This window comes from Stenotrophomonas sp. SI-NJAU-1, assembly GCF_020883215.1.
GTDB classification, from domain to species: Bacteria; Pseudomonadota; Gammaproteobacteria; order Xanthomonadales; family Xanthomonadaceae; genus Stenotrophomonas; species Stenotrophomonas indicatrix.
In genome coordinates this window covers 1,362,060-1,387,457 of record NZ_CP086598.1, presented here as the reverse complement: position 1 = coordinate 1,387,457, position 25,398 = coordinate 1,362,060, and the positions used below count along the sequence as shown (strand labels likewise).

The window sequence follows — 25,398 nt, the reverse complement described above, 5'->3', positions numbered from 1 at the left end:
GTTCTGCAGGCGACTGTGGAGGTTGGATCCGCTCGCACGCGGAAGACTATCCGGCGATGGCGCAGGGGGCTGACCAGGACCGTTGGCGCCATGGATGGCGCCATCGAGCCCCCAGGGATGGGTTTACGGCGTGTCCTGGGCAGCCCCCTGCGCCATCGCCCCACGGATCAGCCAGGCGCCGGCTTTTGCTCCCGCATGACCGCGATGGCGTCACACGTTAAACTCCCGCCGTGAATACTCCTACCTACACCGCCCAGCAACTCGCCGATCAGTTCGGCCTGCAGGTCCATGGCGACCCAGGCACCGCCATCCATGGCGTGGCCACCCTCGCCCATGCCGGTGCCGGCCAGCTGACCTTCCTTGCCAATCCGCGCTACCGCGCCCAGCTGGCAGACAGCCAGGCCGGCATCGTAGTGCTGCGCGCCGAGGATGCCGATGCGGCTCCCGGCACCGCGCTGGTTGCCAAGGACCCCTACACCACCTTTGCCAAGATCGGCGCGCTGTTCGACATCGCCCCGACCCGCCCGCCCGGCATCCATCCCAGCGCGGTGATCGATCCGCAGGCACAGGTCGCCGCCAGTGCCCACATCGGCCCGTTCGTCACCATCGGCGCACGCAGCGTCATCGGCGAGAACTGCATCATCGGCGCCGGCAGCATCATCGGCGAAGACTGCACCCTCGACAGCGGCTGCGAACTGATCGCCCGCGTCACCCTGGTCACCCGCGTCAAGCTGGGCAAGCGCGTGCGCATCCATCCCGGCGCCGTGCTGGGCGCCGATGGCTTCGGCCTGGCCATGGACGCTGGCAAATGGATCAAGGTGCCGCAGCTTGGCGGCGTGCGCATCGGCGACGACTGCGAGATCGGCGCCAACACCTGTGTCGACCGTGGCGCGCTGGAAGACACCGTGCTGGCCGAGGACGTCCGCCTGGACAACCTGGTGCAGATCGCACACAACGTGCAGATCGGCGCCCACTCGGCCATCGCCGGCTGCACCGGCATTGCCGGCAGCGCCAAGATCGGCCGCTACTGCCTGCTCGGCGGCGCCGTCGGCGTCGTCGGTCATCTCGAAATCTGCGACAAGGTCGTGATCACCGGCAAATCGGTGGTCCGCAACTCCATCACCGAGCCGGGCGAGTATTCCTCCGGCACGCCCCTGACCGACAACCGCACGTGGCGCAAGAATGCCGCGCGCTTCAAGCAGCTCGATGCACTGGCCCGTCGCATCCTGTCTGTGAGCAAGGAGAAAGAATGAGCCACACCCAGACCCTGCCGGACATGGCGCAGATCCAGACGCTGCTTCCGCACCGCTACCCGTTCCTGCTGGTGGACAAGGTGGTGTCGATCGACTACGAGAAGCGCACGATCGTCGCGACCAAGAACGTCAGCATCAACGAGCCGTTCTTCCAGGGCCACTTCCCGGGCCAGCCGATCATGCCCGGCGTGCTGATCATCGAAGCCATGGCCCAGGCCGGTGGCGTGCTGACCCAGTTGACGCTTGGCCGCGATGCGCAGTCCAAGCTGTTCTACATGGTCAAGGTCGACAAGGCCCGCTTCACCAAGCAGGTGGTGCCCGGTGACGTGCTGGTGATGCACGTGGAGATCAAGCGCGTGATCCGCAACATGGCCGTGTACGACTGTGTGGCCAAGGTCGACGGCGAACTCGTCGCCTGCGCAGAGGTGCTGTGCGCCGGCACCCGCGAATGACCCTGGCTGGAGGCCCGAAATGAGCGACAACGCCCCCCTGATCCACCCCACTGCCGTGATCGATCCGTCGGCGCGCCTGGCCGACGATGTCCGCGTGGGCGCGTTCACGATCATCGGGCCGGACGTCGAGATCGGTGCCGGCACCGAGGTCGGTCCGCATTGCAGCGTCCATGGCCCGACCCGGATCGGCCGCGACAACCGTTTCATCGGCCATGTCGCGGTCGGCGGCGAACCGCAGGACAAGAAGTTCGGTGGTGAACGCACCGAACTGGTGATCGGCGACCGCAACGTGTTCCGCGAGTTCGTCACTCTCAACCGGGGCACTGGCGGCGGCGGTGGCATCACCACCATCGGCGATGACAACTGGATGCTGGCCTATACGCACGTGGCCCACGATTGCCACGTCGGCAACTTCTGCGTCTTCTCCAACAACACCACGCTGGCCGGGCACGTGACCGTGGGTGACTACGTGATCATCAGCGGCTTTGCCGGTGCGCACCAGTTCTGCCGCATCGGTGCGCATGCCTTCCTCGGCATGGGCGCACTGACCAATGGCGACGTGCCCCCGTTCACCATGGTCGGCACCGACTCGCTGGGCCGCCCGCGCGGCATCAACAGCGAGGGCCTCAAGCGTCGCGGCTTCGATCCCGAACGCATCACCGCCATCAAGCGTGCCTACCGCACGCTGTACGTGGCGGGCCTGCCGCTGGCCGAAGCCAAGGCACAGCTGGCCGAGCAGGCGCGCGACAGCGACGACGTCAAGTCGATGCTGGACTTCATCGAACATACCGAGAGGCACCTGCTGCGATGAGCAGCGCGACCGGCCAGGCGCCGGCCGGCGCCGAGGTGATTTCGCTGGCCTCGATGGCCGGCAGCGTGCCTGCACATCGGGTGCTCAGCGGGCGCCCGTTGCGGATCGCCCTGGTCGCTGGTGAAGCCTCCGGCGACCTGCTCGGCGCAGGCTTGGTGCGCGAACTGAAGGCCCGCTTCCCGCATGCCGAATTCGCCGGCATCGGCGGCGATGCCATGCGCAGCGCCGGCTGCCAGACCTGGCACGATGCCAGCGAACTGGCGGTGATGGGCCTGACCGAAGTCCTGCGCCATCTGCCGCGCCTGCTCAAGCTGCGTTCGGCCTTCCGCCAGCGTGCGCTGGAGTGGCAACCGGATGTGTTCATCGGTATCGACGCGCCGGACTTCAATCTGGGTATCGAACGCTGGCTGAAACAGCGTGGCGTGCGCACCGTGCACTACGTCAGCCCTTCGGTATGGGCATGGCGCGAGAGGCGTGCCGAGAAGATCGGCAACAGCGCCGACCTGGTGCTGTGCCTGTTCCCGATGGAACCGCCGATCTACGCCAAGCATGGCGTCGACGCGCGCTTCGTCGGCCATCCGATGGCCGATGACATCCCGCTGCATGTCGACCGTGAAGCAGCCCGGATCGAACTCGGCCTGCCCGCCTCGGCCAAGGTGCTGGCCGTGCTTCCCGGCAGCCGCCTGGGTGAGATCTCCAAGCTCGGCGAAGCCTTCTTCGAGGCCGCCTGGCAGGTATCCGAGCGTATTCCCGGCCTGCACGTGGTGGTCCCTGCGGCCAACGCGGCCTGCCGGCGCCTGATCGAGGAGCAGCTGTCACGCTCGGCGCTGCCGGTGGCCTATTCGCATGTACTGGACGGCCAGGCGCGCAACGCGATGATCGCCGCCGACGTGGTGGTGCTGGCCTCCGGCACCGCCACCCTGGAGGCGATGCTGGTGAAGCGGCCGATGGTGGTCGGCTACCGGGTCAACGAACTGACGTACCGCCTGGTGAAGGCGCTGGGGTTGATCAAGGTCGACCGCTTCGCCCTGCCCAACATCCTGGCCGGCCAGGACCTGGCGCCGGAGCTGATGCAGCATGACTGCACGCCGGAAAAACTGGCCGCCGCCGTCCAGCAGTGGTTCGACCACCCGCAGCGGATCGCTGACCTGCAGGGCACCTACACACGCCTGCATGAACGCCTGCGCCGCAACGCATCGGCGCGCGCCGCCGATGCCGTTGGCGAACTGCTGGTGCGCGGCCTGGAAAAGGCATGAGCCGCCGTCACGCTGCGGCCGCCAGCCTGGCCCTGTTCGATGGCACGGCGGTGATCGACCCCGGCCACCGCATCGCCGGTGTCGACGAAGCCGGCCGCGGACCACTGGCTGGCCCGGTGGCGGTGGCAGCGGTGGTGTTCGACCCGCAGCGGCCACGCCTGAATGGCCTTGATGATTCCAAGCAGCTGACCGCGGCCCGCCGCGAGCAGCTGCATGACCGCATCCTCGACCGCGCCCTGGCCTGGCACGTGGTGCTGGTGGACGTGGAAGCCATCGATCGCCTGAACATCTATCAAGCCACCCTGCAGGGCATGCGCGATGTCGTCGCGGCGGTGGCCCACGTGGCCGGCTTCGCCCGCATCGACGGCAACGTGGTGCCCAAGGGGCTGGTGCTGCCGGCACAGGCGCTGGTCGGCGGCGATGGCATCGACCGCGCGATCATGGCGGCCTCGATCCTGGCCAAGGTTTCGCGCGACCGCTACATGCTGGATCTGCACGCACGCCACCCGCAGTACGGCTTCGACCAGCACAAGGGCTACGGCACCCCGGCGCATCTGGCCGCCCTGCGTGAACACGGCCCGTGCGCGGAGCACCGGCGCAGCTTCGCCCCGGTACGCGAGTGCCTGGAGGCGCCGACGGCTGCGGCCGCCGCCATCGCCTGAACGTTCGCCGGGCATGCCCCGGCGCTACCACGGCAACATGAACGCCCCCGGTAACGCCGTGCCATGCCCGGCGGCATCGGCGATATCGCGCACCGTCAAGTCCTTGTCGCAACCCCCTGCCCTCGCTACCCTGACCGGGCACTCCAGCGCTTCCCGACCCCGGCGACGATTCCCGCGTCTGCACCCGGGGCCTGCGCGCTCCAACCTGGTCCGGCATGTCCAACTCCCGCTTCGTACATCTCCACGTCCACACCGAGTTCTCGCTGGCGGACTCCACCATCCGTGTGCCGGCAAAGCCGGACCAGGCCGACCCGAAGAAGGCCAAGCAGGCCAACCTGCTGTCGCGCTCGGTCGAACTGGGCCTGCCTGCGCTGGCGGTGACCGACCTCAACAACCTGTTCGCCCTGGTCAAGTTCTACAAGGCCGCCGAAGGCGTGGGCATCAAGCCCATCGCCGGCGCCGACGTGATGATCGCCGAGGAAGGCCAGGACCCGTGGCGGATGACCCTGCTGTGCCGCGACCGCGAAGGCTATCTGAGCCTGTCGCGGCTGCTGACCCGGGCATGGATGGAAGGCCACCGCGCCGAGGGCGGCGTGGCGGTGCATCCGGACTGGCTGAAGGCCGGTAACGCCAACCTGTTCGCCCTTGCCGGCCGTGAGAGCCTGGCCGGGCGCCTGGCCCTGGATGGCAAGCACGATCTGGCCGAGCAGCAGCTGGCCGACTGGCAGCGCGTGTTCGGTGATGGCCTGCACCTGGAGCTGACCCGCACCGGCCGTGACGGGGAAGAGAGCTTCAACCAGTTCGCGCTGGTGGCCGCCGGCCAGCGTGGCCTGCCGGTGATCGCCAGCAACGACGTACGCTTCCTGTCACCGTCCGATTTCAGCGCGCACGAAGCACGCGTGTGCATCTCCACCGGCCGCGTGCTGGATGACCCCAAGCGCCCGCGCGAGTACAGCGACCAGCAGTACCTGAAGTCGGCCGAAGAGATGTGCGCGCTGTTTGCCGACATCCCCGATGCGATCGACAACACGCTGGCGCTGGCCGAGCGCTGCAACATCGAGATGCGTCTGGGCACCTACTTCCTGCCCGACTATCCGGTGCCCGACGAGGAGACGCTGGACAGCTGGATCCGCAGCGAGTCGCGCAAGGGCCTGGCCGCACGCCTGGAAAAGAATCCCATCGCGCCCGGCATGACGGCGCAGGATTACAGCGACCGCCTCGAGTTCGAGCTGGACACCATCATCAAGATGGGCTTCCCCGGCTACTTCCTGATCGTGGCCGACTTCATCCAGTGGGGCAAGGCGCAGGGCATCCCGATCGGCCCGGGCCGTGGTTCGGGTGCGGGTTCGCTGGTGGCATGGGCGCTGCAGATCACCGATCTGGACCCGCTGCCGTACAACCTGCTGTTCGAGCGCTTCCTCAACCCCGAACGCGTGTCGATGCCCGACTTCGACATCGACTTCTGCATGGACCGCCGCGACGAAGTCATCGACTACGTCGCGCGCAAATATGGCCGCGAGCGGGTCAGCCAGATCATCACCTACGGCACCATGGCCGCCAAGGCGGTGGTGCGCGACTCCGGCCGCGTGCTCGGCTTCCCCTACGGCCTGGTCGACGGTGTTGCCAAGCTGATCCCGAACATCCTCGGCATCTCGCTGAAGGATGCGATGGGTGAGGGCAAGGACAACGAGATGGCCTCGCCCGAGCTGATCCAGCGCTACCAGAGCGAGGACGATGTCCGCGACCTGATCGACCTGGCACGGCAGCTGGAAGACCTCACCCGCAACGCCGGCAAGCACGCCGGTGGCGTGGTGATCGCGCCCGAGCCGTTGAGCGAGTTCTGCCCGCTGTTCGCCGAACACGATGAAGACGGCCGTGGCAAGAATCCGGTCACCCAGTTCGACAAGAACGACGTTGAAGAAGTCGGCCTGGTGAAGTTCGACTTCCTCGGCCTGCGCACGCTGACGATCATCGACTGGGCGGTGAAGGCGATCAACAAGCGCCACGAGCGCGCCGGCATTCCGCCGGTGGACATCACCCAGCTGCCGCTGGACGATGCGCCCACCTACAAGGACATCTTCGCCTCGGGCAATACCGGCGCGGTGTTCCAGTTCGAATCCTCGGGCATGCGCCGCCTGCTGAAGGACGCCAAGCCCGACCGTTTCGAAGACCTGATCGCGCTGGTGTCGCTGTACCGCCCCGGTCCGATGGACCTGATTCCCTCCTTCGTCGACCGCAAGCACGGGCGCGAAGACGTGGAGTACCCCGATCCGCGCACCGAGCGCATCCTGCGCGACACCTACGGCATCATGGTGTACCAGGAGCAGGTGATGCAGATGGCGCAGATCGTCGGCGGCTACTCGCTGGGCGGCGCCGACCTGCTGCGCCGCGCGATGGGCAAGAAGGTGCCGGCGGAAATGGCCAAGCACCGCGAGATCTTCCGCGAGGGTGCAGCCAAGGGCGGTGTCGACGGTCCCAAGGCCGACGAGATCTTCGACCTGATGGAGAAGTTCGCCGGCTACGGCTTCAACAAGTCGCACGCCGCCGCCTACGCCCTGGTGAGTTACCAGACGGCCTGGCTCAAGCGCCATTACCCGGCCGAGTTCATGGCCGCGACGCTGTCTTCGGACATGGACAACACCGAAAAGGTGGTCGGCTTCCTGGACGAGGTGCGCAACCTCGGCCTGACCGTGCTGCCGCCGAAGGTGAACCAGTCCGCCTTCATGTTTGAAGCGGCCACGCCGGACACCATCCAGTACGGCCTGGGAGCGATCAAGGGCGTCGGCCAGGGTGCCTGCGAAGCGGTGGTGGAGGAACGCCTTCGCGGCGGCCACTACACCGACCTGCTCGACTTCTGCACCCGCATCGGTTCGGCCAAGCTCAACCGGCGCACGCTGGAAGCGATGATCAACTGCGGCGCGCTGGATGAGCTGGGCCACAACCGCGCCTCGCTGATGCTGCAGCTGCCGGAAGTGATCAAGGCCACCGAACAGATGGCGCGCGAGCGTGCGTCCGGCCAGAACTCGCTGTTCGGCGGTCCGGATCCGGGCGCGACAACGATCCAGCTGGACCTGCCGCAAGCCGACGAGTGGCCGTTGCTGCAGCGCCTCAACGGCGAGCGCGACACGCTGGGCTTCTACCTCAGTGGCCACCCGTTCGACCCATGGCGCGACGACGTGCGCGATCTGGTCGGTACCGACCTCGGCTCGGTGGAAAAGATCTGGAGCGCCAACAGCAACAGTGGCGGGGGCGAGAAGCGCTGGCGTCCGGAAGTGCAGACCGTGCTTGCCGGCCAGGTGGTCGGCGTGCGCCGCAAGGGCGAGAACCAGATCTTCATCCAGCTGGAAGATGGCCGTGGCCGCGTCGAATGCAGCGCGTTCTCCGATGCCATGGCCGAATTCGGCCACCTGATGACCAAGGACCGTATCCTGGTGGTCAAGGGCGGCCTGCGCGAAGACGAATTCAATGGCGGCTTCGCACTGCGCATCCGCCAGTGCTGGGACTTCGACGAGGTCTGTGCGAACTACGCCACGCGCCTGTCGCTGCGGCTGGACCTGCGCCATCAGCGGCCGGTGTGGGAGCGCATCGACGCCCTGCTCGACCGCCATCGCCCCGGCCGCACGCCCCTGCGCCTGGACCTGCTGCTGAAGGGACCCGATGGCGGCATCGCCGGCATGCTCGATGTTTCCGGGCAGAGCGCGGTGCGCGTCGATTCCAGGCTGATGGAGGCGCTGCGCGCCGAACCGGCCGTGCGCACGCTGAAGGTGCGCTACAGCCCGCCATGGGCCAGCTGAGGCTGGCCCAACCCCGTTTCCGCTTTCCCGCCGCATACGTCAAGGACGATTGCCCGCAATGAAATACCTGCTGTTGCCGATGATGGCCGTGCTCGCGCTGGCCGGCTGTTCCTCCAAGGTCGATTTCGAGATCGACAACCCGACCGATGCGCCGCTGGCGATCAGCATCGATGGCAAGGACCTGCCGGTGGCTGCGCACGCTTCGCGACCGATCAGCCTGGCTGCCGGTGAGCATCACCTGCATACCGACCGCCTGGGCGATGTGCGCTTCATCGTCTACGCCGACGGCCGCGGCGGCCTGATCAATCCCAGCCTCAGCGAGTACGTGACGGCGCGCGAGATCTATGTGACTGGTGAGGACAAGCTGAAGAACTTCGGTGTCAGCGGCCTGGGCATCGAGCTGGGCGGTGTCGAGTTCAAGGGACCGTTCGAAAAGCACCACGGCCTGTTCATCGACAAGACCTGGAACTTCGGCGTGCGCGAGCCGTTCCCCGAGGAGCAGGTGGTTGCGCACGTGGACTCGACCGGCGGCCGGATCAGCACCAAGATCTTCACCGCGCCGGAGTTCATCACCTACATCGAGGCCAGCATGGGCGAGGCCGGTGCCTACAAGCGTGAGCAGCCCGCCGGCTACGTGGCCCCGGTCTACACGCTGGAACCGGCGCCGGCGCTGCCCGCGCTGGACCCGGCCTTCGACGCCCATGCCGGTGCGGTGCGCGACATCTATGCCCGCTGGCTGAAGGCCACCACGGCCAGCGAGCAGAAGGCCCTGCGCAAGGAAGACTTCCAGGCACAGATGGCCTTCACCCAGGCCACCATGACGCTGGGTGCGAAGCTGCCGGTGGCGGCCAACCAGGCCTACAACGACTTCGTGACCATCCGCAGCACCGAAATGGCCCGCAGCGCGCTGGTCCTGCCCTGAACCGGCGGCCGGCGGCCCGACTGGCGCCGCCGGTCCTCACTGCGCTACCGTCGGCTTCCAGACGAGGGCGTACGGGCCGTTCCTGCGCATTCGGCTAGAATTCCCCTCTTCTTTACACGACGGCTTCCGATGAATCCGAACTACCTCGACTTCGAGCAACCCATCGCCGACCTGGAAGCCAAGATCCAGGAACTGCGCAACGCCAGTGCCGGGCCGGCGGTCAATGTCGAGGCCGAAGTGCACGCGCTGCAGGACAAGCTGCGCGTGCGTACCGCACAGATCTTCCGCAACCTGACCTCGTGGCAGGTGCTGCAGCTGGCCCGCCATCCGTCGCGCCCGTACACCGCCGACTACATCCGCATCATCTGCGATGAGTTCCAGGAACTGGCCGGCGACCGTGCCTTCGCCGACGACAAGGCGATCATGGGCGGTCTGGCCCGTATCAATGGCCGTTCGGTGATGGTCATCGGCCACCAGAAGGGCCGCGACACCAAGGAAAAGATCAAGCGCAACTTCGGCATGCCCAAGCCTGAGGGCTACCGCAAGGCCCTGCGCCTGATGAAGATGGCCGAGCGTTTCGGCCTGCCGGTGCTTACCCTGATCGACACCGCCGGCGCCTGGCCGGGCATCGATGCCGAGTCGCGCGGCCAGTCCGAAGCGATCGCGCGCAACCTGATCGAGATGGCCGAGCTGAAGGTGCCGATCATCTGCACCGTGATCGGTGAAGGCGGCTCGGGCGGCGCACTGGCGCTGGGCGTGGGCGACCGCACCGTGATGCTGGAATACGCGGTGTACTCGACCATCACCCCGGAAGGCTGTGCTTCGATCCTGTGGAAGGACGCCGGCAAGGCCAAGGATGCCGCCGAGCAGCTGGGCCTGACCGCGCCGCGCCTGAAGGACCTGGGCCTGGTCGACAAGGTCGTGCGCGAGCCGACCGGCGGCGCCCACCGCAACCCGACGCAGATGGCCAAGCGGCTGAAGGCCGTGCTGCTGAACGAGCTGGACGCGCTCGATGCGCTGTCCACCGAAGAGCTGCTGGACCAGCGCTACAAGCGCCTGCGCAGCTACGGTACTTACGAAGCGGCCTGAGCCTCTGCTGCCAGCCGCTAGACAAGCTTGGTAGTGCCGGCCGCTGGCCGGCAACATGCAGGGGATTACAGAAACGAAAGAGCCGGGCAGATGCCCGGCTCTTTTTGTTTGTGCCTCGCGCGGCATCCACGCATGGCGTGGATCTACCAGAAGCAAATGACGCCCCCTCAGAACGGCTTGGCCAGCACCAGCCAGACGATCGGGATGAAGGCCAGCAGCGGGATCTCGTTGATCCAGCGCAGCGCGCGCGACGACGGCAGCGCCCTGCCCCTGGCCACGCCCTTCAGCAGCCGCCCGATCCAGATGAAGTACGCCAGCAGCACCACCACCAGGCCCAGCTTGGCGTGCAGCCATCCTGCGCCACCCGGGGCGACCATGGTCGGGAAATCCGGAATCACCTTGTAGCCCAGCCACAGCACCAGGCCGAGCACGAACGCCAGGCCGAACATCGAATGGCCGAAGCGGTACAAGCGCATGCCCATCAGCTGCAGGCGCTCGACCACCGCCGGCTGCCCCGCCGTCTCGGACAGGTTCACCAGGATGCGCGGCAGGTAGAACACCGTGGCCATCCACGCCACCACGAACACGATGTGGAAGGTCTTGACCCAGTAGTAGCTCTGCATGCGCTCGCTCCGGCGGCTGGCGTGGATGTGCGCGTATTGTCGCAGTAGAGCCAGCCCATGGGTGGCTGGCGCGGCACATCGACGCATGACGTGCTGCAACGCCGTACGATAGGCGCCGATTTCACGACTGCACCGGACCGCCATGGACAAGACCTACGACGCCGCCTACTTCCAGCGCTGGTACCGGCACGCCGACATCGGCGGCAGCGCGCGCCTGGCGCGCAAGGTCGCCCTCGCCGTGGCGACGGCCGAGTACTACCTGGAACGACCGATCCGCAGCGTGCTGGACGTCGGCTGTGGCGAAGGGGCGTGGCGCGCGCCGCTGCTGAAACTGCGTCCGAAGGTCGAATACCTCGGTTTCGACAGCAGCGAGTACGCTGTGCGCCGCTACGGCCGGACCCGCAACCTGCACTTGGCCAGCTTTGGCGATTTCGCCTGGCTGCGCCCCTGCGCCCCAGTCGACCTGCTGATCTGTTCGGACGTGATGCATTACGTGCCCAACCGCGAACTGCGCGCGGGCCTGGCCGGGCTGGCCGAGCTGACCGCAGGGGTGGCCTTCCTGGAGACCTTTGCCGCCGAAGATGAATTCGAGGGCGACCATGACGGCTTCCAGTCGCGTCCGGCCCGCTGGTACCGGCGCGAGCTGGCTCGGCAGGGGCTGCAGGCAGTGGGTTCCCACCTCTGGCTGGGGCCAGCGCTGGCCACCGAAGCGACTGCGCTGGAGCAGGCGGCCCGCTGAATACGGGCAGTGCGCCTGCTTAACGTCCGGGACAGTCGGATGCGCTATGCTGCGCGGCAACATAAGACCATACATATTCGGTCGGCATGCTCTATCAACTGCACGAACTGACCCGCAACCTGCTCGCCCCCTGGGTGCACCAGGCCCAGGCCAACGCCAAGTTCTTCGCCAACCAGGGACACTGGTGGTCGCAGATGCCCGGCGCTGATCGCCTGGCGGCGGTCAATGAGCTGTTCCATCGCATCGGCAAGGATTACGAGAAGCCCGAATGGGGCATCAACGAAATCGAGGTCGAGGGCGAGCGCGTGCCGATCGTGGTGCACGAGGAACTCAGCAAGCCGTTCTGCAAGCTGCTGCGCTTCAAGCGCCACAGCAATGAAGCCGACCAGCTGCACACCATGCTCAACCAGCCGTTCGTGCTGGTGGTGGCGCCGTTGTCGGGCCATCACGCCACGCTGCTGCGCGACACCGTGCGCACGCTGCTGCGCGACCATCGCGTCTATGTGACCGACTGGGTCGACGCGCGCATGGTGCCCGGCAGCGAGGGCGAGTTCGGGCTGGACGACTACATCGCCTACATCCAGGAGTTCATCCGCCATCTCGGCGTGGAGCGCCTGCACGTGGTCAGCGTCTGCCAGCCGACCGTACCGGTGCTGGCCGCGGTTTCATTGATGGCCAGCCGTGGCGAAGCGACGCCACGCACGCTGGTGATGATGGGTGGCCCGATCGATGCGCGCTGCAGCCCGACCGCCGTCAACAACCTGGCCACGCAGAACCCGTTGTCGTGGTTCGAGAACAACGTCATCCACACCGTACCGGCCAGTTATCCCGGTGCCGGCCGCCGCGTGTATCCCGGTTTCCTGCAGCACGCCGGCTTCCTGTCGATGAATCCCAGCCGCCACTTCAGCTCGCACTGGGATTTCTACACCGACCTGGTGAAGGGCGACCTGGAGGATGCCGACGCGCACCGTCGCTTCTACGACGAGTACAACGCGGTGCTGGACATGCCGGCCAAGTACTACCTGGACACCATCTCCGTGGTGTTCCAGGACTTCCTGCTGCCGCGTGGCGAGTGGGTGGTCAATGGCGAAAAGGTCGACCCATCGGCAATCCGAGATACCGCGCTGCTGAGCATCGAAGGCGAACTGGACGACATTGCCGGCCTCGGCCAGACCGAAGCGGCGCAGGCGCTGTGCACCGGCATCGCGGCCGACCGTCGCGAGCATTTCATCGTTGAAGGTGCGGGCCACTACGGCATCTTCAGCGGCCGTCGCTGGCGCGAAGTGGTCTACCCGAAGGTGCGTGACTTCTTCGCCGCGCATGCCGAAGCCCCGGCAGCGAAGGCCACGAAGAAGAAGAGCAACGTCACCCCGCTGCGGCGCAGGGCGGGGTAGCACGTCCCTGGTAGATGCCAACCTTGGTTGGCGCTTCTGGTAGATGCCAACCTTGGTTGGCGCTCTTTCAAGCGTGCTGACACCTGATGGTTCGTGCCAACCAAGGTTGGCACCTACCGCAGCGTGGGATCCCGCTTATAAGCGCACCAGCAGGTTCTTGGCCAGCATGCCGTGCAGCTTGCCGATGCCGCGTGCCAGGTGCATCGTCAGCAGCAGCAGCAACACACCTACCGCTGCAACCACGATCGCCACCAGCGGCGAGGCCGCCATGGGCAGTACGTTCACGTCGTTGATGTAGATGCCGGGGATGTCGCCGCTGAAGATCGCCGCCACCGGTGCCCAGATCAAGCCCAGCGACAGCGACAGCAGGGTCACCGCGATGGTGAAGTAGATGATGCCCAGCGGCAGCATCAGCACGAAGTACAGCAGGGTCAGCCAGGTGCGGCCATCGGTGAACATGTCGCCGATACGCTGCAGCCAGCTGCGGCTGCGGTCGGTGTACTGCGGCCGGCGCGGCATGCGCTCACCCAGCAGCGCTTCAACCAGCCGCCCTTCCAGCAACGCAAGCCCACGCACCGAGCCGAAGAACAGCACCGTCAGCGGAACACCGATGATCAGGATCAGCAGGCCCAGCGACAGCGACAGGCCGGTGACCACCCAGGTGAAGAAGAAGATGCCGGTGGCCAGCGACAACAGCATGTAGAACAGCGCGCCATAGGTGTGCGGGTCGGTCACCACGCCGAAGAAGCGTGCCAGCAGCGAGCGTTGCACGGGTGCTGCCGGCTGCGCCGCCGGTGCCGCACCGCTGGCCTCGGCCGCTGCACGCAGCACCGGGCCAGTGTCGGCCCGCGGCGTGCGCAGCGCGCGGTTCACCGTGAGCTCGGTTTCGCGATAGATCTCCGCCACCTCGTCCGGTGCACCGTAGCTGCCGGCGACGTCGGCGATGACCTCGGCTTCGCTGCGGCCGGGTTGCGCCGCCAGTTCCGAGCGCAGGTATTCCTCGGCGTCGTACAGGGCGTCCTGCACCATCGCCGGATCGGCACCGTCCAGCGCCGCACGCAGCTGCGCCAGGTACTGCGGGATGGTGCTGGGCAGACGGTTGCCTGCCAGGTCCAGGTCGTTCATTGCGGTATCCCCTCCAACACGGAATCGACGGAATCACGGGTGTCGCGCCAGGCCTGGCGCCATTGCTCCAGCACCTCCCGGCCACGCGCGTTGATGCGGTAGTAGCGGCGCGGCGGCCCGCTGCTGGACGGCTCCACATGGCTCTCCAGCAGGCCGGCGCCCTCCAGGTTGCGCAGCACCGGGTACAGCGCGCTCTGCTTGCCACTGAGCACGCCCTCGCCCACCCGTTCCAGCTCCTTGGCGATCAGGTAGCCGTACAGCGGCTCACCTGCGCGGGCCAGCACTGCCAGCAGGGCCAGCGACACGGTTCCGGCGCTGAGCTCCTTCTGGAACTTCTTCAGGTGGACATCGTCCTCGGACATGACCGGCCCTCCACTACGTTGAAGTCCACAGTAGTGCGAAGTTCGGTATAGCGAATGTGTCGTTAGTCATCCTGTCGGTTGGCGTGGCCGTGCGGCTCGCGCAGAATCGAAGCCTCGTTCATGTTCCGGGGATCCCATGCCGCACCGTCGACGCCTTGCCCTGACCGCCCTCGCCCTGGCCTGCCTGCTGCCCGCAATGGCCAGCGCAGCCACGCCCTATCGCAGCCCGCAGCAGATCCTGGATGCCTCGGCGGCCAGCGACTGGCGCACGCCGGACCCGGCCAACCTGCTGTACATGGACCTGCCTGCCGGCCGGGTGATCATCGAGCTTGCGCCGCAGTTCGCCCCACGCCATGTCGCCAACATCCAGACCTTCGCCCACGAGCACTTCTGGGACGGCACCAGCATCTACCGCTCGCAGGACAACTTCGTGGTGCAGTTCGGCGATGCCGACGCCGATGATGCGGCCAAGGCCAAGCCGTTCGGCAGCGCGCAGCGCAAGCTGCCGGCCGAGTTCGAGCGCGCCAGCGCCGGCCTGAAGGTGAGCGTGCTGCCCGACCGCGATGGCTGGGCAGCACAGACCGGCTTCGTCGACGGCTTCCCGGTGGGCCAGGATTCGCAGGCCGGCAAGGCCTGGCTGGCGCATTGCTACGGCATGCTCGGTGCCGGCCGCAGCAACGAGGAAGACAGCAGCATCGGGGCCGAACTGTATGTGGTGACCGGCCAGTCGCCGCGCCAGCTGGACCGCAACATCACCCTGGTCGGCCGCGTGCTGAAGGGCATGGAACTGCTCAGCGCGATCCAGCGTGGACCGGCACCGATGGGCTTCTACACCGACCCGAAGCTGCGCACACCGATCGTGTCGATCCGCCGCGCCAGTGACGTGCCCGCGGCCGAGCGCACACCGATCCAGGTGCTGCGCACCGATTCAAAGACCTTCGCCGATACCGTGGAAGCGCGCCGCAATCGCGTGGATGATTTCTACAAGCGCCCGGCGGGGCATATCGACCTCTGCAATATTCCGGTGCCGGTGAAGTAACGCCGTCGCGGGTTGTGCGCGTGGCGCGTGCTGAAGGTGCTTCATCGTTCATGGGCGTTACTTTTCTTTGTACGCAAAGAAAAGTAACCAAAAGAAACGTTCCGCCGGTCACGAGCCGCCGTGCTGCGCACGTCGGTTCCCTGCGCTTCTCGGTGAATCAGGGGGCGGTGCCGAACTCGCTGCGCTCAGACATCGGCACCTCTTCGCCCCTGATTCCCCTGCGATGCTCGGCTCGCTCAAGGCGGACCCAGATCAAAGGCCGCAGCTGCACCCAGTAGATCCACGCCATGCGTGGATGCTCTTGCTGTTGGTCTTGACTTTCCAGTCCGCCTTGAGCGAGCCGAGCACCGCAGGTCCGGCGAGGGCGAAGAGGCGCGGGTGTCTGAGCGCAGCGAGTTCCCGCGCCGTCCCTCGGCGGGCCGAGGAGCGCAGGGCACCGGTGCGCAGCACCGGCTTGCGACCTGGCGGCGTGTTTCTTTGGTTACTTTCTTTGCACGAGCAAAGAAAGTGACGCCTCCCCGCAGGCGCGGGAAAAGGCTGCCGGGCAGCGCCCGGCACTACCAGTGTGTCGGACGACGCTGCCTCGGCGCCGTCAGCCCTTCTGACTCACCGCCACGCTACCCAGAATCAACGCACCCGCAATCAGCATCTGCAGCGTCACCGGCTCGCCCAGGAACAACCAGGCGAACGCAGCGCCGAACAGCGGAACCAGATAGGTCACCGTTGACGCACGCGACGGTCCGATGCGGCCGATCAGGCGATAGAACATCAGGAAGGCGAATCCGGTGCAGACCACGCCCAGCGCGATCGCCGCGCCCCAGGCCTTGCCCGGAATCGGACCCTGCGGCAGATGCGTGAGCGCCATCGGCAACAACCACAATGAGGCGCACGACAACGTGGCAGCGGCGGCAGCAGCCGAAGGCAGACCGGTCATGTGCCGCTTCACCAGGTTCACGCCCAGTCCGTACAGCAGCGAGGCTGCGGCACCGGCCAGTACGGCCGTGCCGATGCTCAGCCCCGAGATCTTGGCCGTGGCCAGCACCACCACGCCGGCAAAACCCACCAGCAGCGCGCCGGCACGCCGCACCCCGATCTTCTCGCCGAAGAACAGGAAGGCGATCAGTGCGGCAAACAGCACCGTCATCGCATTGCAGATCGCACCGATCGCAGCCGGCGCACGCTCTGCGGCGTAAGCGAACAGCACGAACGGCAACGCCGAATTGACCAGGCCGATCGGCGCCAACCACAGCCAGCGGCGCGGTGGGAACTGCGCGCGTGCGCGCCACAGGAACGGCAGCAGCACCAGGGCGCCCAGCACCAGCCGTACCTCGACCAGGGCGAACGGCCCGAATGAAGGCACCGCCACCCGCATGAACAGGAACGAGCAGCCCCAGATCGCGCCGAGCAGGGTCAATTCCAGCGGTGTGCGCCAATCACGCTCGGTCGCTTGGGGTATCGCATTCATGTGCTGTGTCCGTTGCTCATCGTGGCGCTGTTCCGGCCACACAGGATCAGCCGCAGACGCCCGCTGCACAAGCGCGTAGTATCGCTGCCAGCCACAAATATGGTTTGAGGCTGGACATGCTGCTACGCCCTTCCCTGCTTCCCGCCCTGGCCGTTTTCGCGGTCGCTGCGCGCCATCAGAACTTCGCCCAGGCCGCGCAGGAACTGCATCTGACCGCCAGCGCGGTCAGCCACCATGTGCGACGCCTGGAAGAGGTGCTGGCCACGCGCCTGTTCCTGCGCCATGCACGCGGGGTACGCCTGACCGCCGAAGGCCGGCAGTTGGCCGATGCCGCCAGCGCGGCGTTCACCGATGTCGCCGCCGTCGCCCACCATCTGCAGCCGGACGCGGACAGCGTGCCGCTGCGGATCGCGACGCTGCGCTCGCTGTCGTACTGCTGGCTGCTGCCACGGCTACCGCGTTTCACCCAGGCCCATCCACACATCCGCATCGAGCTGCACACCGGCAGTGGCCTGGACCGTTACGATGAGAACGGCCCGGAGGTCGGCATCCGCTACGGACTGGGCCAATGGCCCGGACTGCACGCGCAGCACCTGATGGACGACAACCTGTTTCCCGTCGCGTCCCCCGCGCTGCCGGGAGTCGAAGCGCTGCAGGACCCGGCACGCATCGCCGAACTGCCGCTGCTGAGCGATCTGTCACCACAGGGCTGGCGCGATTGGTTCCGCCATGCCGGCGTGCGTCCGCCGTCACCGCTGCCGGCAATGCACACTTTTGCCGACAGTACCGATGCGATGCGCGCGGCGGTGTACGGCATGGGCGCGGTGCTGGCGCGCACCCACGTCGCCCAGCCGTACCTGCAGCGCTATGAGCTGGTACGCCTGCCCGGCCCTGCACTGAAGGCACGCTATGCCTATTACGTGGTGCATGCCGAAGGGCGACCGCCAAGCCCCGCCGCACGGCTGTTCATCGACTGGCTGCTGGGCCAGGCAGCGGATGAGCGCACGCCGGTGCCGGCGTTGCCGGACAGTCTGCTGGGCCGCCCCACCACACCCGGCTGACTGCGCCCTCACCCGATCTTTGCCCAGCGCTGGCTAGGCTGCAGGCGAACCCCACAACGTGCTTCCGCCATGGCCCTGCTGCGACTGCGAATTACCGGAACCGAAGATGATGCCCGCGCGATCAGCGACCTGCTGCTCGGCCTGGAAGGCATCGAACACGTCGAAGAGACCGACGACCTGATGCCGCACATGGATGACGATGATTCCAGCTCGGCCGGCCTTTCCGACGACATCGGCCCGGGCACCCACGAACTGGAAGTGGAAGTGGGCAACGAAAGCACCGCGCAGAAGGTCCGCGATGCGGTGCAGGAACTGGCGCTGGAACTGGATGTGTTCGTCGAATACGAGACCGACGAAGGCTGAGCGTCCGCCTGGCATGGCCCGGCGCTACCCGATGCTCGAGGCACCACGGTAACGCCGGCCATGCGCCGTCTGTTCCGGTAGCGCCGGGCCATGCCCGGCGAATACGCGGCGCGGTTCGATCAGGGCTTGCGGCGTCGGCGACGCCACCACGCCCGCACACCCCAGGCCGCGATCAAAGCCAGCACCGCTACCGGCAACAACGCGGCGGCGGCACGGATCAAAAATGCCACGCTGGCGCTGAGAATGCTGCCCGACTCGCTCAACGCTTCGCCGATCTCGCTGCGGCTGCGCTGGCCGGACGTCGTGTCGAAGTGCATGGTCACCAGCTGGGTATCGATGCGCCTGCGCTGCTGGGCGGCGTCCTTGTTGGCCTGCTCCACACCCGCCTCGATCTCCGACAGGCGCGTGGTGATCGCCATCAGATCCTCGATCTTCAGATCGCCGCGGTCCTGGTAGGACAGCAGCCGCGCGTGCTCCTTCTCCAGCCGTGCCTTGGTCAGCGCGGTGTCGGCCACCTGCTGGGCCAGGTCCTCGGCACGCGTGTTGCGCGCCTGCAGCTTGCCGCCCTCGCCGGCCAGGCCGATCAGCGATTCCACGCCCTTCGGCGCGATGCGTACCTTGACTTCGCCACTGGGCTGTTCGCCACTGCGCTGATCCACCTGCAGCACCGCGCACTCACCGAACTTCGCGTTCTGGCACGCCTGCGCGACCTGCTGGATGCGCGGGGCGATCTGCGCTGCTTCCAGCTGCACCTGCACATCGTGCTCGTAGGCCAGGAAAGCGCCTTCCGGCGAAGCGACAGCGGCATCGGCAGCGACTGCGCCGGCCTCCTGCGCTCGCTCACCGTTTTTGGCACAGGCCGCCAGCGCCAGCAGCAATGTCGGCACGATAACCACGCGCGTCCACACGCGAGGCGCCGTCATCGCGAGGCTCCGTCGAACGCGGTGATCGACAATCCACCCAGCTCCACCTGTGGCAGGCAGCGCACGTTGATCGCCACCATCGGCAGGCCGCTGCGCGGATCCACCGCCTCGCTGTACGGCGCGGTGCCGCACTCGCGGCAGTGATGGTGATCGATGTTATGGGTGTTGAACTGGTAGGTCGCCACGTCGGCGATATCCGTGCCCAGCTGGAACGCCTCGCGCGGGGCGAACCAGAGCAGGCTGCCGCGGCGGCGGCACATCGAGCAGTTGCAGTCGATGACGTCCTTGATGGGGGCGTCGGCCTGCACGGTGAATGCGATCCTGCCGCAATGGCAGCTTCCCTGGTATTCCATGTCCCGCGCTCCGCTGGAGAGTCCTTGTATGCGCCCATGGTAATCCTATGGCACGGGGACAAAGCAGCCCCGGGGGCCTATGCTCGAGGATTGACCCCGTACAGGAATGCCGATGCGCCCGCATCTTCTTGCCCTCGCCCTCGTCGCCGCCCTCGCCGGTTGCCAGCCGGCCGATGCCCCGACCAACGGTTCCACCCCGGCCGCCAGCCAACAGGCCGGAAATGCGGCGGTCGACGCCGCCTTCGCCGACCTGTCCAAGCGTGCCCTGGATACCTGGATGCAGCTGTCCCCGGTCAGCGCCACCCAGATCGGCGACCACCGCTATGACAGCGAGATCGACGACCTGAGCGCGGCCGGCCAGCAGAAGACTGTGGACGCCTACAAGGGCCTGCTGGGCGAGCTGGACAAGATCGAGGTGGCCAAGCTGGGCCGCGAAAACCAGGTGGATGCAGCGATCCTGCGCAACCAGCTGCAGTCGGAAATCTGGAATGCCGAGGTCATGCAGTCCGGCAAGTGGGATCCGCAGCTGTACAACGGCGTTGCCGGCAGCGCGATCTACGGCCTGATGGCACGCGAGTTCGCGCCGCTGCCCGAGCGCCTGAAGGCCGCCACCGCGCGCATGGAGAAACTGCCGGCGATCTTCGCCCAGGCCCGCGAAAACCTGGATCCGGCACGCGTGCCGAAGATCCATGCCGAGACCGTGGCCAAGCAGAACAAGGGCATCCTCAGCATCGTCGATACCTTCATCACCCCGCACATCGGCGAGCTGCCGCAGGCCGACCAGCAGCGCCTGCAGGCCGCCATCGACGGCCTGAAGAAGGCAGTGGACGAACAGCAGACCTGGCTGGACAAGACCCTGGTGCCGAACGCCAGGGGTGACTTCCGCATCGGTGCGGAAAAGTACGACCAGAAGCTCAAGTTCGCGCTGAATTCCTCGCTGTCGCGGCAGGAGATCGGTGAGCGTGCACGCGCCGAACTCAAGCGCGTGCGCGAGGACATGTACGGCATCGCGCAGACCGTGCTGAAGGACAAGCCGGGCGCACCGGAAATGCCGGCGCAGCCGACCGACGAACAGCAGCAGAAGGCGATCGAGGCCGCGCTGGAGCTGGCCTACGCTGACAGGCCGGCGCGCGACAAGGTGGTCGACGACGCCAAGGCCGCACTGGAGCAGTCCACTGCGTTCGTCCGCGAGCACGACCTGATGACCCTGCCCGACGCGCCGGTGGACATCATCCTGATGCCGGAATTCCAGCGTGGCGTGGCCGTGGCCTACTGCGATTCGCCGGGCCCGCTGGACAAGAACCTCAAGACCTTCTACGCGGTTTCGCCGATTCCGGACGACTGGAACGACAAGCAGGTTGATTCGTTCCTGCGCGAATACAACTCGCGCATGATCCACTTGCTCAGCATCCACGAGGGCACCCCGGGCCACTATCTGGAAGGCTGGCATTCGGCCAAGTTCCCCTCCACCCTGCGCGCGGTGCTGCGCTCGGGCCTGTTCGCCGAAGGCTGGGCGGTCTACACCGAGCGCATGATGCAGGAGCAGGGGTACCTCAACAACGACCCGCTGTTCCACCTGGTGCAGCTGAAGTTCTACCTGCGCACGATTTCCAACGCGATCCTCGACCAGGGTGTGCACGTGGACAACTGGGATCGCGAGAAGGCGATGCACCTGATGACCCACGACGCCTTCCAGCAGGAAAGCGAAGCCTCGGGCAAGTGGGTGCGCGCGCAGCTGACCTCGGCTCAGCTGCCGACCTACTTCGTCGGTGCGCAGGAACACTTCGACACCCGCAAGGCGATGCAGGACAAGCTGGGTGACAAGTTCAACCTGAAGGCCTACCACGACCAGATGCTGTCCTACGGCGCACCGCCGGTGCGCTTCGCACGCCAGCTGATGCTGGACCAGCCGATCGAGTGAGGGATCGGGTGTGAGTTGAATGAAAACGGCCCGGGGAAACCCGGGCCGTTTCTTTATCCGTGTGGCACAGCATCCACGCATGGCGTGGATCTACTGTTGCGCATCCACCGTGCGGCGTTGGTCATTGCTCCGCGGCGACAAAACCACCGGTCTGCCGTGCCCACAAGCGCGCGTACAGTCCACCGGCCTCGATCAGCTCGGCATGGCTGCCGGTCTCGACGATCCGGCCCTGATCCATCACCACCAGCCGGTCCATGCGCGCGATGGTCGACAGGCGATGGGCGATCGCGATCACCGTCTTGCCGCCCATCAGTTCGTCCAGGTTGTCCTGGATGGCCGCTTCCACTTCCGAGTCCAGTGCCGAGGTCGCCTCGTCCAGCACCAGGATCGGAGCGTCCTTCAGCAGCACACGGGCAATGGCGATGCGCTGGCGCTGGCCACCGGACAGCTTCACCCCGCGCTCGCCGACATGCGCGTCGTAGCCACGACGCCCTTCGCCGTCGACCAGCGTGTCGATGAAGGCCTCCGCGCGCGCCTTGGCCACGGCCGCGCGCAGCTGCGCGTCGGTCGCATCGGGACGGCCGTACAGCAGGTTGTCGCGGATCGAACGGTGCAGCAGCGAGGTGTCCTGGGTGACCACGCCGATCTGCTGGCGCAGGCTTTCCTGGGTGACGCAGGCGATGTCCTGATCATCGATCAGGATACGACCGCTTTCCAGGTCATACAGCCGCAGCAGTACGTTCACCAGCGTCGACTTGCCGGCACCGGAGGGGCCGACCAGGCCGATCTTCTCGCCCGGCTTCACCACCAGGTCCAGGCCGGCAATCACGCCGCCCTTCTTGCCGTAATGGAAATGGACATCCTGGAAGTGCACACCGCCACGAGTCACCTGCAGCGGCACCGCATCCTCGCGGTCCTGCACGGTCAGCGGCTGGGCGATGGTGGTGATGCCATCCTGCACGGTACCGATGTCTTCGAAGATGCCGTTGATGGTCCACATGATCCAGCCGGACATGTTGTGGATGCGGATCACCAGGCCGGTTGCCAGGGTGATCGCGCCGACGGTGATGTGCCCGCCGTTCCACAGCCACAGTGCCAGGCCACAGGTGCCGGCGATGAGGAAACCATTGACGATGGCGATGGTCAGGTCCATGCCGGTGGTGATCCGGGTCTGCGCGCGGTGCTTGACCGCCAGCTCCTGGATCGAATCGGCGACATAGGCCTGCTCGCGGCCGCCGTGGGCGAACAGCTTCAGCGTGGGAATGTTGGTGTAGCCATCGACGATGCGTCCCATCGCCTTGGAGCGCGCCTCCGAGGCGATCCAGGCCCGCTCCTTCGCGCGCGGCACGAAGTAGATCATGATCACCACGTAGGCCAGCAGCCACAGGATCAGCGGCACCATCAACCGCCAGTCGGCCTGCGCGAACAGGTACAGCGCGGTGCCGGTATAGACCACGATGTACCACAGCGAATCGACCATCTGCACCGCCGACTCGCGCAGCGAGGTGCCGGTCTGCATCACCCGGTTGGCCATGCTGCCGGCGAAGTCGTTCTGGAAGAAGCTCAGGCTCTGCCGCACCACGTAGTTGTGCATCAGCCAGCGCGATCGATTGCTCAGCCCCGGCACGATGGCCTGGTTGACCAGCAGGTTGTGCAGGCCGACCAGGATCGGGCGCGCGATGACAGTGATGAACAGCATCCAGCCGAGCGTATCGGCATGGCGCCGGAAGAAGTCCGCGCCGGGCTGCTCGGCAACCATGTCGACGATGCGACCGAGGAAATCGAACATCGCCACTTCCACCAGCGCCAGCAGCAGGCCGGCGACCAGGGTGGCCAGCAGCACCGGCCACACCGGCCGCAGGTAGTGCAGGTAGAACGGCACCACGGTGCGCGGCGGCATGCGCCCGTCAATGGGCGGAAACACCGGAATCAGGGATTCAAACCAACGGAACATCGCATTCCCTCGCCATCGATAGCCGACGGAGTATCCCACGCCGCGTGTGTACGCCGGCCGACGATCACCACCGGTTCCGGGTAGCGCCGGGCCATGCCCGGCGGATCGCCTGCAACCGCGCTACGCGCTCGCCGGCCGTGGTCCGGCGCTACCCGTCCGCTCGGCCAAACGGTAGCGCCGCGCCCGGCGGCGTCATTTCACCGGCGTGAACAGCAGGTCCTGGAAATCGAAGCTGAAATCGGTCAGGTCGGAGATCGGCTGCATGCGCACCTCGCGCACTTTTCCATCCGGGTCCAGGCTGAAATTGACGAACGCATCGGCATTGAGCGAGCGGTCGTCCCAGCGCACGATGAAGGTGTCGTGCTGCCAGTGCTCCAGGCGGCCGCTCAGCTGCGCGGTCTTTGCAAAGCGCAGGCGCAGGCCCTTGCCTTCCGCCGTCACCACCATGTCGCCATACCAGCGGTCGCGGTAGGTGGCCGCATACCCGGCCAGCGGCAACGACGGCCTGCTGCCCTTGTCACGCTCGGCCTGGTGCCTGGCCCACGCTTCGTCGGCCTTGTCCTGGCCCTTGGCCACGCCCTTGGCATAGGCATCCACCCAGTCGTGCTTTTCACCGCCAAGGTAGGCATCGAGCACGCTCAGCGTGATCGCATTGAAGGCCGCACCCACTTCCTGGTTGGTCAGCACCACCACGCCCAGCTTCTCGCCCGGCACCAGGGTCAGCCGCGAAACCATGCCCGGCCAGCCGCCGGTGTGCCAGACCAGCTTCTGCCCGCGATAGTCGCTCAGGCTCCAGCCCTCGCCATAGCCGGCGAAGTTGGCCCGCGCCGGTGCCAGCTCCGGCACGCTCGGCGCCGGGATCGTCTGCGGCGTGATCATCTGCCACATCTGCTGCTGGCTCTTGGCGGTGAACAGCGCAGTGCCATCGGCCAGCTTGCCTTCGGCCAGCTGCACCTGCATCCAGCGCGCCATGTCGTGGGCGCTGGAATAGATGCCGCCGGCACCGGCATTGTTCGACCAGGTCAACGGTGCAACGGTGCGCAGGTCCTTGAAATCGTACTTGGCGTGGCCGACCGCAGCCTTGTCGCCGGCCTTGAGGTGATCGGCGTTGTAGCGCGTGCCGGCCATGCCGACCTTGTCGAAGATGCGTGTCTGCAGGAACTGCTGGTAGCTCATTCCCGAAACGTGCTCGATCACCTGCTGGGCGACCGCATACAGGATGTTGTCGTAGGCATAGCGCTCGCGGAAACCACCCTTCAGCGGCACCTGGCCGAGGCGCTGCACGACTTCGGCATTGCTGTAGGAGGTGGTCGGCCAGAACAGCAGGTCGCCTGCGCCCAGGCTCAGGCCACTGCGGTGGGAAAGCAGGTCGCGGATCGTCATCTGCCCGGTCACGAACGGATCGGACATGCGGAACGATGGCAGGTGGTCGATCACCTTGTCGTCCATCTTCAGCTTGCCGTCCTCGGCCAGCAGATTCAGCGAGGTGGCGGTGAAGGCCTTGGTGTTGGAGGCGATGGCGAACAGGGTATCGGCCTCGACCGGCGCCGGCTTGCCCAGCTCACGCACGCCCCAGCCGCGTTCCAGCACCACCTGCCCGTCCTTGACCACGGCCACGGCGATACCGGGCACGTCGAACTGCGCGCGCACGCGCTCCACGGTCGCATCCAGGTCCTGCAGCTGCTGCGGGGTCGCCGCATTGGCCATGGTCGTGCACGCAAGCAGCACGGCTCCTCCGATCCAGGTTTTCATCCAGCACCATCTCCGAACAGGGGTAGCGGCCATGTGCAGGCCGTCACCGGGGTTTCGCGCGATGGTAACGGCCCCGGGTGCAGCC

The 25,398-nt window shown here is 66.6% G+C and carries 22 protein-coding genes; 14 read left to right on the top strand and 8 right to left on the bottom strand.

Annotated features, from left to right (window positions below):
- The first annotated feature begins 230 nt into the window (after positions 1–230).
- The 8 genes from lpxD to LMF57_RS06370 all read left to right on the top strand — a co-directional run bounded on the left by lpxD (position 231) and on the right by LMF57_RS06370 (position 10,239).
- A complete protein-coding gene (lpxD, locus tag LMF57_RS06405; RefSeq protein ID WP_117309898.1) occupies positions 231–1,253 on the top strand; it encodes a UDP-3-O-(3-hydroxymyristoyl)glucosamine N-acyltransferase in 1,023 nt (340 codons plus the stop codon).
- Positions 1,250–1,705 (top strand): 3-hydroxyacyl-ACP dehydratase FabZ, encoded by a 456-nt coding sequence (fabZ, locus tag LMF57_RS06400; protein ID WP_229291112.1) that lies wholly within the window; start codon positions 1,250–1,252, stop codon positions 1,703–1,705. Before lpxD ends, fabZ begins: the two co-directional genes overlap by 4 nt.
- Before the next feature lie 19 nt (positions 1,706–1,724).
- A complete protein-coding gene (gene lpxA / locus LMF57_RS06395) occupies positions 1,725–2,516 on the top strand; it encodes an acyl-ACP--UDP-N-acetylglucosamine O-acyltransferase (protein ID WP_117309896.1) in 792 nt (263 codons plus the stop codon).
- 53 nt (positions 2,517–2,569) lie between these two features.
- Positions 2,570–3,772: a lipid-A-disaccharide synthase gene (gene lpxB, locus LMF57_RS06390; protein ID WP_229291366.1), complete on the top strand. Its 1,203-nt coding sequence runs from the start codon at positions 2,570–2,572 to the stop codon at positions 3,770–3,772.
- Positions 3,769–4,434: a ribonuclease HII gene (locus tag LMF57_RS06385; RefSeq protein ID WP_208082247.1), complete on the top strand. Its 666-nt coding sequence runs from the start codon at positions 3,769–3,771 to the stop codon at positions 4,432–4,434. The genes lpxB and LMF57_RS06385 overlap by 4 nt, the downstream gene beginning before the upstream one ends.
- Positions 4,435–4,649: 215 nt before the next feature.
- Positions 4,650–8,228, top strand: a complete 3,579-nt coding sequence (dnaE, locus tag LMF57_RS06380) for a DNA polymerase III subunit alpha (RefSeq protein WP_229291111.1) — start codon at positions 4,650–4,652, stop codon at positions 8,226–8,228.
- 58 nt (positions 8,229–8,286) lie between these two features.
- A complete protein-coding gene (locus tag LMF57_RS06375; RefSeq protein WP_229291110.1) occupies positions 8,287–9,150 on the top strand; it encodes a hypothetical protein in 864 nt (287 codons plus the stop codon).
- 129 nt (positions 9,151–9,279) lie between these two features.
- Positions 9,280–10,239, top strand: coding sequence for an acetyl-CoA carboxylase carboxyltransferase subunit alpha (locus tag LMF57_RS06370; RefSeq protein WP_208082245.1), 960 nt, complete (start codon positions 9,280–9,282; stop codon positions 10,237–10,239).
- A gap of 167 nt (positions 10,240–10,406) precedes the next feature.
- Here the strand turns inward: LMF57_RS06370 and LMF57_RS06365 are convergent, their stop codons facing one another.
- On the bottom strand, positions 10,407–10,862 hold the full coding sequence (locus tag LMF57_RS06365) for a CopD family protein (protein WP_099844244.1): 456 nt from the start codon (positions 10,860–10,862) through the stop codon (positions 10,407–10,409).
- A 142-nt stretch (positions 10,863–11,004) separates the two neighbouring features.
- On the opposite strand from LMF57_RS06365, the gene LMF57_RS06360 reads away from it, so the two are divergent.
- Together LMF57_RS06360 and phaZ are read left to right on the top strand one after the other, a co-directional pair.
- The gene (locus tag LMF57_RS06360; RefSeq protein ID WP_132825551.1) at positions 11,005–11,601 is read left to right on the top strand and encodes a class I SAM-dependent methyltransferase; all 597 of its coding nucleotides are present in this window, start codon (positions 11,005–11,007) and stop codon (positions 11,599–11,601) included.
- A gap of 86 nt (positions 11,602–11,687) precedes the next feature.
- A complete protein-coding gene (gene phaZ / locus LMF57_RS06355) occupies positions 11,688–12,995 on the top strand; it encodes a polyhydroxyalkanoate depolymerase (protein WP_117309890.1) in 1,308 nt (435 codons plus the stop codon).
- A gap of 135 nt (positions 12,996–13,130) precedes the next feature.
- Here the strand turns inward: phaZ and LMF57_RS06350 are convergent, their stop codons facing one another.
- Both LMF57_RS06350 and LMF57_RS06345 read right to left on the bottom strand, forming a co-directional pair.
- The gene (locus LMF57_RS06350) at positions 13,131–14,120 is read right to left on the bottom strand and encodes a sensor domain-containing protein (protein WP_033830707.1); all 990 of its coding nucleotides are present in this window, start codon (positions 14,118–14,120) and stop codon (positions 13,131–13,133) included.
- Positions 14,117–14,482, bottom strand: a complete 366-nt coding sequence (locus LMF57_RS06345; protein ID WP_089239815.1) for a PadR family transcriptional regulator — start codon at positions 14,480–14,482, stop codon at positions 14,117–14,119. Before LMF57_RS06345 ends, LMF57_RS06350 begins: the two co-directional genes overlap by 4 nt.
- 136 nt (positions 14,483–14,618) lie before the next feature.
- Between LMF57_RS06345 and LMF57_RS06340 the strand changes: the two genes are divergently transcribed.
- Complete coding sequence (locus LMF57_RS06340; protein WP_229291109.1) at positions 14,619–15,521, top strand: peptidylprolyl isomerase; 903 nt, start codon at positions 14,619–14,621, stop codon at positions 15,519–15,521.
- A 592-nt stretch (positions 15,522–16,113) separates the two neighbouring features.
- On the opposite strand, the gene LMF57_RS06335 is transcribed toward LMF57_RS06340, so the two are convergent.
- Positions 16,114–16,986 (bottom strand): DMT family transporter, encoded by an 873-nt coding sequence (locus LMF57_RS06335; protein ID WP_025877696.1) that lies wholly within the window; start codon positions 16,984–16,986, stop codon positions 16,114–16,116.
- Between the two features lie 116 nt (positions 16,987–17,102).
- Here LMF57_RS06335 and LMF57_RS06330 point away from each other — a divergent pair, with 116 nt between their 5' ends.
- Positions 17,103–18,047 carry a LysR substrate-binding domain-containing protein gene (locus LMF57_RS06330; RefSeq protein WP_117309888.1) on the top strand — a complete coding sequence of 315 codons (945 nt, stop codon included), beginning with the start codon at positions 17,103–17,105 and terminating at the stop codon, positions 18,045–18,047.
- Between the two features lie 69 nt (positions 18,048–18,116).
- A complete protein-coding gene (locus tag LMF57_RS06325) occupies positions 18,117–18,410 on the top strand; it encodes a hypothetical protein (RefSeq protein WP_025877698.1) in 294 nt (97 codons plus the stop codon).
- Between the two features lie 119 nt (positions 18,411–18,529).
- Here the strand turns inward: LMF57_RS06325 and LMF57_RS06320 are convergent, their stop codons facing one another.
- The gene (locus LMF57_RS06320) at positions 18,530–19,333 is read right to left on the bottom strand and encodes a DUF4349 domain-containing protein (protein ID WP_229291108.1); all 804 of its coding nucleotides are present in this window, start codon (positions 19,331–19,333) and stop codon (positions 18,530–18,532) included.
- Positions 19,330–19,686: a GFA family protein gene (locus LMF57_RS06315; RefSeq protein ID WP_025877700.1), complete on the bottom strand. Its 357-nt coding sequence runs from the start codon at positions 19,684–19,686 to the stop codon at positions 19,330–19,332. Before LMF57_RS06315 ends, LMF57_RS06320 begins: the two co-directional genes overlap by 4 nt.
- 112 nt (positions 19,687–19,798) lie before the next feature.
- On the opposite strand from LMF57_RS06315, the gene LMF57_RS06310 reads away from it, so the two are divergent.
- Positions 19,799–21,607: a DUF885 domain-containing protein gene (locus tag LMF57_RS06310; RefSeq protein ID WP_229291107.1), complete on the top strand. Its 1,809-nt coding sequence runs from the start codon at positions 19,799–19,801 to the stop codon at positions 21,605–21,607.
- Positions 21,608–21,728: 121 nt separating this feature from the next.
- On the opposite strand, the gene smrA is transcribed toward LMF57_RS06310, so the two are convergent.
- Both smrA and LMF57_RS06300 read right to left on the bottom strand, forming a co-directional pair.
- Positions 21,729–23,561 (bottom strand): multidrug efflux ABC transporter SmrA, encoded by a 1,833-nt coding sequence (gene smrA, locus LMF57_RS06305; RefSeq protein WP_208082528.1) that lies wholly within the window; start codon positions 23,559–23,561, stop codon positions 21,729–21,731.
- Positions 23,562–23,753: 192 nt separating this feature from the next.
- A complete protein-coding gene (locus tag LMF57_RS06300; RefSeq protein WP_229291106.1) occupies positions 23,754–25,313 on the bottom strand; it encodes a serine hydrolase in 1,560 nt (519 codons plus the stop codon).
- Between the last annotated feature and the right edge of the window lie 85 nt (positions 25,314–25,398).

What these genes read in the sequence shown, in the direction of transcription:
- fabZ (WP_229291112.1), top strand. Translation starts at nt 1,250, where the DNA reads ATGAGCCACACCCAGACCCTGCCGGACATGGCGCAGATCCAGACGCTG.
- lpxA (WP_117309896.1), top strand. Translation starts at nt 1,725, where the DNA reads ATGAGCGACAACGCCCCCCTGATCCACCCCACTGCCGTGATCGATCCG.
- lpxB (WP_229291366.1), top strand. Translation starts at nt 2,570, where the DNA reads ATGGCCGGCAGCGTGCCTGCACATCGGGTGCTCAGCGGGCGCCCGTTG.
- LMF57_RS06385 (WP_208082247.1), top strand. Translation starts at nt 3,769, where the DNA reads ATGAGCCGCCGTCACGCTGCGGCCGCCAGCCTGGCCCTGTTCGATGGC.
- dnaE (WP_229291111.1), top strand. Translation starts at nt 4,650, where the DNA reads ATGTCCAACTCCCGCTTCGTACATCTCCACGTCCACACCGAGTTCTCG.
- LMF57_RS06375 (WP_229291110.1), top strand. Translation starts at nt 8,287, where the DNA reads ATGAAATACCTGCTGTTGCCGATGATGGCCGTGCTCGCGCTGGCCGGC.
- LMF57_RS06370 (WP_208082245.1), top strand. Translation starts at nt 9,280, where the DNA reads ATGAATCCGAACTACCTCGACTTCGAGCAACCCATCGCCGACCTGGAA.
- LMF57_RS06365 (WP_099844244.1), bottom strand. Translation starts at nt 10,862, where the DNA reads ATGCAGAGCTACTACTGGGTCAAGACCTTCCACATCGTGTTCGTGGTG.
- LMF57_RS06360 (WP_132825551.1), top strand. Translation starts at nt 11,005, where the DNA reads ATGGACAAGACCTACGACGCCGCCTACTTCCAGCGCTGGTACCGGCAC.
- phaZ (WP_117309890.1), top strand. Translation starts at nt 11,688, where the DNA reads ATGCTCTATCAACTGCACGAACTGACCCGCAACCTGCTCGCCCCCTGG.
- LMF57_RS06350 (WP_033830707.1), bottom strand. Translation starts at nt 14,120, where the DNA reads ATGAACGACCTGGACCTGGCAGGCAACCGTCTGCCCAGCACCATCCCG.
- LMF57_RS06345 (WP_089239815.1), bottom strand. Translation starts at nt 14,482, where the DNA reads ATGTCCGAGGACGATGTCCACCTGAAGAAGTTCCAGAAGGAGCTCAGC.
- LMF57_RS06340 (WP_229291109.1), top strand. Translation starts at nt 14,619, where the DNA reads ATGCCGCACCGTCGACGCCTTGCCCTGACCGCCCTCGCCCTGGCCTGC.
- LMF57_RS06335 (WP_025877696.1), bottom strand. Translation starts at nt 16,986, where the DNA reads ATGAATGCGATACCCCAAGCGACCGAGCGTGATTGGCGCACACCGCTG.
- LMF57_RS06330 (WP_117309888.1), top strand. Translation starts at nt 17,103, where the DNA reads ATGCTGCTACGCCCTTCCCTGCTTCCCGCCCTGGCCGTTTTCGCGGTC.
- LMF57_RS06325 (WP_025877698.1), top strand. Translation starts at nt 18,117, where the DNA reads ATGGCCCTGCTGCGACTGCGAATTACCGGAACCGAAGATGATGCCCGC.
- LMF57_RS06320 (WP_229291108.1), bottom strand. Translation starts at nt 19,333, where the DNA reads ATGACGGCGCCTCGCGTGTGGACGCGCGTGGTTATCGTGCCGACATTG.
- LMF57_RS06315 (WP_025877700.1), bottom strand. Translation starts at nt 19,686, where the DNA reads ATGGAATACCAGGGAAGCTGCCATTGCGGCAGGATCGCATTCACCGTG.
- LMF57_RS06310 (WP_229291107.1), top strand. Translation starts at nt 19,799, where the DNA reads ATGCGCCCGCATCTTCTTGCCCTCGCCCTCGTCGCCGCCCTCGCCGGT.
- smrA (WP_208082528.1), bottom strand. Translation starts at nt 23,561, where the DNA reads ATGTTCCGTTGGTTTGAATCCCTGATTCCGGTGTTTCCGCCCATTGAC.
- LMF57_RS06300 (WP_229291106.1), bottom strand. Translation starts at nt 25,313, where the DNA reads ATGAAAACCTGGATCGGAGGAGCCGTGCTGCTTGCGTGCACGACCATG.